Origin of the sequence: Micromonospora sp. BL1 (assembly GCF_003667485.1) — a bacterium.
Taxonomy (GTDB): Bacteria; Actinomycetota; Actinomycetes; order Mycobacteriales; family Micromonosporaceae; genus Micromonospora; species Micromonospora tulbaghiae.
On sequence record NZ_RCVK01000057.1, the window covers coordinates 1 to 1,787 of the forward strand.

2 protein-coding genes and 1 pseudogene are annotated in these 1,787 nt (G+C 74.4%); 1 reads left to right on the forward strand and 2 read right to left on the reverse strand.

The window, feature by feature from the left end; translation table 11 throughout:
- Positions 1-107: 107 nt before the first annotated feature.
- Both EAD96_RS00280 and EAD96_RS00285 read right to left on the reverse strand, forming a co-directional pair.
- The gene (locus EAD96_RS00280) at positions 108-797 is read right to left on the reverse strand and encodes an anti-sigma factor (RefSeq protein ID WP_120572067.1); all 690 of its coding nucleotides are present in this window, start codon (positions 795-797) and stop codon (positions 108-110) included.
- A complete protein-coding gene (locus tag EAD96_RS00285) occupies positions 794-1,363 on the reverse strand; it encodes a sigma-70 family RNA polymerase sigma factor (protein ID WP_013283619.1) in 570 nt (189 codons plus the stop codon). The genes EAD96_RS00280 and EAD96_RS00285 overlap by 4 nt, the downstream gene beginning before the upstream one ends.
- Before the next feature lie 169 nt (positions 1,364-1,532).
- On the opposite strand from EAD96_RS00285, the pseudogene EAD96_RS00290 reads away from it, so the two are divergent.
- A pseudogene (locus EAD96_RS00290) lies at positions 1,533-1,787 on the forward strand (phosphatase); the annotation flags it as partial.

A 1,787-nucleotide genomic window follows, 5' to 3' on the forward strand; every position in this document is an offset into this window, starting at 1 on the left:
ATCTTGCACATGCTGCCCCGGCGAAAGGGGCGAACCACCCGCGCCGAGGGCCAGGAGTGCAAGATCGACGGGGAGAGCGGGCGGGAGAGTGAGGGCGACGGGCGGGGTCAGCGGAGGTCGTAGGCCAGGACGGGGGCGTTTGTTCCTCGGAGCAGCTCCAGGCGGACCAGTTCGCCCTTGGTGAAGCGGGTGACGCCGGAGAAGCGCAGGTCGTCCCCGGGAGCGGCGAGCCAGGAGCCGATCTGCTCCGTCGCGCCGTCCGGGCCGTGCGCCACCAGCCGGAACGTGTACGCCTCCCGGTGCCCGGCCCGCCTGTCGTACCCGCAGTGCATGGTGACCTCGGTGCCCCACGGCGTCTCGGTCAGCCCCACCTCGGCGTGCACCGGCACCGTCCCGGCCACCGGCCGCATGGAGGCCAGCGCCACCGGCGGCTTGGACGGCTCGGCGGGCGACTGCACGAGCCCCACGCCGACGCCCGCCAGCACGGCGAGCGCGGCGGCGGCGAGCGCTGTCAGTGCGTACCGTCGGCGGGAGCGGGACCGGTCGCGGCGCTTGCGCTCGCGCGCGGCGTCGAGCAGCGCGGGCACCCGCGACGTCTCCGGCCCGACCTCCAGGAACTGTTCCAGCCCGGCCGGGTCGAGCCGGCCCAGCAGGCCGGGCAGCACGGCGATCTCGGCCACCGCCTCCCGGCACTGCGCGCACCCGGCCAGGTGCCGCTCGTAGGCGACCCGGTCCGCCGGTGCGAGGGCACCGAGCACGTACGCCCCGTCGTCGTGCGCGAACTCGCAGCGTGTCACCCGGTCACCCCCATCTCGGCCAGCGCCAACCGTAGTGAGCGCAGCGCGTAGTGGGTGCGCGACTTCACCGTGCCCGGTGGTACGCCCAGCCGCGCCGCCGCCTCCGCCACCGAACGCCCCTGGTAGAAGCACTCCACCAGCACTTCCCGGTGGGTCGGGCTGAGCCGGTTGAGCGCCTCGGCGACCGTCCACGCCTCCACCGCGCGCTCGGTCTCGTCGACCGTCTCGGCGGTCTCGGGCAGTTCGTCCGTGTAGACCTCGCCGACCCGGGCCGAGCGCCGCCGCCAGGCGTCGATGGCGAGGTTCCGCGCGGTGGTGAACAGCCAGGCGCGTACCGAGCCGCGTCGCGGGTCCAGCGACTCGGGGTGCCGCCAGGCGCGCAGCAGCGTCTCCTGTACGAGATCCTCGGCCCGGGGCCGATCGCCGTTGACCAGCCGCAGGGCGTGCGCGTACAGCGCGTCGGCATGCTCGTCGTGCAGCGCGCGCAGCAGTTGGGCGTCGTGGTCACTGATGGCGGTACCTCGCTTCCGGCGGCGGGGAAACCGGCGATGCGTTCGCCCTTCCATACGTGCCGTGACGCCGAACGGTTCATCCGCAGGTCAGCGCGGAGCTGTTCACGTCCGGTTCAGGTCCGGGCCGATCGCCGCTCACCGTGCCCTGGCAGCGTCCGGCGGGTGAGCGCGCGAGCCGATCACCCGCGCGCCTTCCGACGTTGAGATCAGGAGGCTCCACCACATGAGCGACCGGCCTCGCCTGCTTCCGCTGCTCGGTGGCACCCGCCACGGCAGCCGCGACGCGATGACCTGTCTGTACCGGTGCGGCAACGCGTGTGACCACCCGGTGCCGAACCCGACCGACAACCCGTACTTCGGGGACGTGGTCGGCACCGAGATCTCCCGGCGCGGCGTGGTCCGGGCCGGCGCGGTCGGCGCGCTGGTGCTCGGCTTCGGCGGCGCCGCCGCGGGCGCGCTGGCCGGCGCCGCGCCGGCC

What these genes read in the sequence shown, in the direction of transcription:
- EAD96_RS00285 (WP_013283619.1), bottom strand. Translation starts at nt 1,363, where the DNA reads ATGGAAGGGCGAACGCATCGCCGGTTTCCCCGCCGCCGGAAGCGAGGT.